General features: G+C 44.5%; 6 protein-coding genes and 1 pseudogene. All 7 read left to right on the top strand.

Translation table 11 applies throughout. The features are described from left to right. A partial coding sequence (locus DW938_RS14235; RefSeq protein ID WP_242992562.1) for a DUF4314 domain-containing protein occupies nucleotides 1-377 on the top strand: 377 nt, incomplete at its 5' end. A gap of 65 nt (nucleotides 378-442) precedes the next feature. Then, nucleotides 443-1726: a DNA (cytosine-5-)-methyltransferase gene (gene dcm / locus DW938_RS14230; RefSeq protein ID WP_118125572.1), complete on the top strand. Its 1284-nt coding sequence runs from the start codon at nucleotides 443-445 to the stop codon at nucleotides 1724-1726. Next, complete coding sequence (locus DW938_RS14225) at nucleotides 1701-2474, top strand: phage antirepressor (RefSeq protein WP_118125570.1); 774 nt, start codon at nucleotides 1701-1703, stop codon at nucleotides 2472-2474. Before dcm ends, DW938_RS14225 begins: the two co-directional genes overlap by 26 nt. A gap of 5 nt (nucleotides 2475-2479) precedes the next feature. Further along, nucleotides 2480-2716 (top strand): annotated as a pseudogene (locus DW938_RS14220) (hypothetical protein); the annotation flags it as partial. Continuing rightward, nucleotides 2717-2857: a hypothetical protein gene (locus DW938_RS14905; RefSeq protein WP_181979797.1), complete on the top strand. Its 141-nt coding sequence runs from the start codon at nucleotides 2717-2719 to the stop codon at nucleotides 2855-2857. Then, complete coding sequence (locus tag DW938_RS14215; RefSeq protein WP_117898196.1) at nucleotides 2838-3035, top strand: hypothetical protein; 198 nt, start codon at nucleotides 2838-2840, stop codon at nucleotides 3033-3035. The genes DW938_RS14905 and DW938_RS14215 overlap by 20 nt, the downstream gene beginning before the upstream one ends. A gap of 144 nt (nucleotides 3036-3179) precedes the next feature. Continuing rightward, the coding region (locus DW938_RS14210) for a DNA adenine methylase (RefSeq protein WP_147342410.1) at nucleotides 3180-3949 on the top strand (770 nt) is incomplete at its 3' end.

Raw genomic sequence — 3949 nt, 5'->3', positions numbered from 1 at the left:
GAGGACATGACCGAAGAACCCGATATGGGAATGACGATGTGAGGTGTTATATGATTTACAACGAAAAGAAGGTAGAAATGCTCAGGCAGAGATATCCCGAAGGAACTCGGATATGCCTTGACAGTATGGATAACGATCCCCGTCCGATTCCACCAGGTACTAAAGGCATAGTTCAATTTGTGGACGATGCAGGAACTCTGCATTGTAAATTTGACAACGGAAGAACGCTTGGGGTTATCCCCGATGTGGATCAGTTCCATAAAATCGATCAGGAACAAGCTCAGACAGACGAGCAAGCAGAAGAAAATGCTCTGAATGACGAAATTACGGAAACAGAGGAAATTGAAGAATCCGAAGAAATGGAAATGTCAATGTAACGGTTAAGTTTTGAAAAAGACTTAGCCGTTTTTTTATTACACAAACAAGAAAGGATCGGTGATAAATGATAAAATATTTCGATATCTTTGCAGGCATTGGCGGATTTCGCTCAGGGCTTGAAAAAGCAGGCGGATTCAAGTGCGTCGGTTACTGCGAGATAGATAAGTATGCAAAGAAAGCCTATGAAACTTTGTATGATACAGAAGGTGAGGTGTTTTATGATGACGCAAGAAAAATCGACCCAAAAGAGCTGCCTGATCTCGACCTTATATGCGGAGGCTTCCCTTGCCAAAGCTTTTCAATCGCTGGAAAAAGGGGCGGATTTGACGACGCAAGAGGAACTCTGTTCTTTGAAATTGCCAGAATCGCTGCCGTTAAAAAACCTAAATATCTGCTGCTTGAGAACGTACCCAGATTGTTATCGCATGACTCAGGCAGGACGTTTGCGACCATCCTTGGTTCGCTGGACGAATTGGGGTACGATGTCGCATGGCAGGTGCTTAACAGCGCAAATTTTAGAGTCGCCCAATCCCGAAAAAGAGTGTTCATTATCGGATTTCTTAGAGAAAAATGCGCCGGAAAAGTATTGTCTTTCACGGACGCAAATCCAAAAACTCTTGTACAACGCATACCCGGACGGGAGGGCTGCAGAGTGTACTCCGCCGACGGACTGAGCATAACGCTTACGGGAACTGCAGGAGGTTTCGGAGGAAAGACAGGACTTTACGAGATCATAGGACTTCCGATCAAGGTCAAAACCAAGTCGGGCTATCAGTTAGCATTGCCCGGCGACAGTATTGATCTTGCCTACCCTAACATTAATTCAAGACGAGGTCACGATGTAGCACACACGCTGACAACAAGCTGTAATCAGGGATATTACGCTATGTGTATCGATATGAATCCCGAACCGAAAGTTACAGAGCTTGCGAGGTGCATAACGTCAAGGCAGGACAGCGGTATAGGTCACCATAAAGGAGAAAAGTCGGGGGTGATCGTGATTAGCGATCCGATTGCGGTGCTTACTCCCGAAAAGGAGAAAGTTCGTCAGCAAGGGCGAAGATTTAAACTTCCAAACGAGCCGATGTTTACGATAACTGTCACCGATAAACACGGGGTGATCTACTGCGGATATATCCGCAGGCTCATGCCTTTGGAATGCTGGCGTTTGCAGGGGTTTACAGACGAGCAGTTCAACAAGGTGGCGGCAACCGGAATGTCAGACGCACAGCTTTACAAGCAGGCAGGAAATTCAATTACGGTAAATGTGGTTGAAGCTATTGCAAGAAATTTACTGAAATTTGACGAGGAGGAAAACGCAAATGAAGAATATGATAAAAATATTTGAAAATGAGGAATTCGGAAAAGTGAGAACAGTCATTAAGGACGGCGAACCGTGGCTTGTAGGAAAAGATGTTGCGGAAATTTTAGGGTATTCCAACACAAGGGACGCTCTTTCACGTCATGTGGATACCGAGGATAAAACCACCGTCGTGATTTCCGACAGTGGTTCAAATTACAAGAGCAAGACCACTATTATCAATGAAAGCGGCTTTTACAGCTTAGTTCTCTCAAGCAAAATGCCGAGAGCCAAAGAGTTCAGGCGTTGGGTGACCGCCGAAGTCCTCCCCACCATCAGACGCACCGGCGGCTACGTTTCCAACGAGGATATGTTCATCAAAAACTATCTCCCCTTTCTCGACGAGCCATACCGTGACCTGTTCCGACTTCAAATGACCATTATCAACAAGCTGAATGAACGTATCCGCCACGATCAGCCGCTGGTGGAGTTTGCGAATCAGGTGTCAAATACCGATAATCTTATCGACATGAACGCAATGGCAAAGCTTGCGAGAGCGGAAAATATCCCCGTTGGCAGAAACAAGCTTTACGGCTGGCTGAAAGGAAAAGGCGTGCTTATGGCAAACAATCTCCCCTATCAGACTTTTATCGACTGCGGATATTTTGCTGTTAAGGAGTCGGTTTTTGAAACTCCGACTATGACAAAGACCTATCAGCAGACGTTTGTTACGGGAAAAGGTCAGCTTTTTATCATAGGTCTGCTGAGAAAATATTACGGAAAGGAGATGTCGTGATGTCCAAAAAGCCAAAATGTCCGCTGATAGGTCAGGACGGAAATATATTCAATCTTATGGGCATAGCCTCAAAAACGCTGAAAAGGAACGGAATGTATGATGAGGCAAAGGAAATGTGCAGCAGAATAACATCTTCGAGCAGTTACTATGAGGCCTTGAATGTTATCGGCGAGTATGTTGAGATCACTTCTATCGATGATGAACAGACAGAAGATGAGGATATGGAAATGGAGATGATGTAAATGACGTATTTGTTCATTGGAATGATGATAGGTGTTATCATCGGAACAACGATAGGTTCTCTTGCCGTGGCTTTTAAGTCTGCTGAAAAAGAGATCGCACGTCTGGACAAGGAGGTAAGTGATGCACACAAACAGAATTAAAGCTAAAGTGGACTTCAAGTTTTGTCTCGGCAGTATTCCTGCAATGCTGAGAGCCACAAAGCCCGTACTTTCGGAAAGGCAGTACAAGGAATTGTGCAACGAGGTCAATAAAGCCAACGGCTATCTTGACCAGAAAAGAATAATTTTCAGCTACGTCGATCCGATCATCAAGGGTTGAAAACAGCGTAAAATCAAATATTTAAGCGTAAAATCTAATATTTAATTAAGTCGTTTTGCCAATGACAGAAAACTTCTGTAATTAGCAAAGCGACTTTCTTTCTGTCATTGGCATACGGCAGAAAGGAAAAACATGAATAGTTTTATGTCATGGGTGGGAGGGAAAAAAGCTCTCAGGGACGACGTGCTTGCTCGCTTTCCTCCTTACTATGAACGGTATATCGAGGTTTTCGGAGGGGCGGGCTGGGTGCTTTTTCGCAAGCCGCCCGGTATGGATTTTGAGGTATACAACGATTTTAACGGAAATCTTGCCAATCTTTATCGCTGTGTCAGGGACAAGCCGAATAAGCTGAAATACAAACTACGGTATGTCCTCGATTCTCGTGAAGATTTCGATTGGATTGCTAGTCTTCACAAGCGAGGTCTGTTCAGCAGATTTCGTGATGTTGACAGGGCGGCAAAGTTTTATCAACTTATTAGATACAGCTACGCAAGTGGACTTGACAGCTTTGGAAGTCAGCCGCATTCAATATGGTCGGATTTTCCGATGATAGACTTGGCGGCAAGGAGATTGCAGAAGGTAGTAGTTGAAAACAAGGATTTTGAAAAGCTCATCAGGCAGTACGACCGCCCTGTCAGCTTTTTTTATTGCGATCCGCCGTACTTTGCAACTGAAAACTACTACAAAGACGTTGGTTTTAAAACCAAGGATCATATTAGGCTCAGGGATTCGCTAATGGATATCAAGGGCAAGTTTCTTGTTTCCTACAATGACTGTCCAGAAATCCGTGAGATATGGGATAAGCCTAATATTCACATTGAGGAGATCAGCAGACTGAATAATCTGGCGCAGAGATACGACGGCGGCTGTCAGTATGCGGAACTCCTCATATCCAATTACGATACGAGCGAGAG

The organism is Ruminococcus sp. AM43-6 (assembly GCF_003461785.1).
Classification (GTDB): Bacteria; Bacillota; Clostridia; order Oscillospirales; family Ruminococcaceae; genus Hominimerdicola; species Hominimerdicola aceti.
This window is presented reverse-complemented; position numbering and strand designations above follow the sequence as displayed.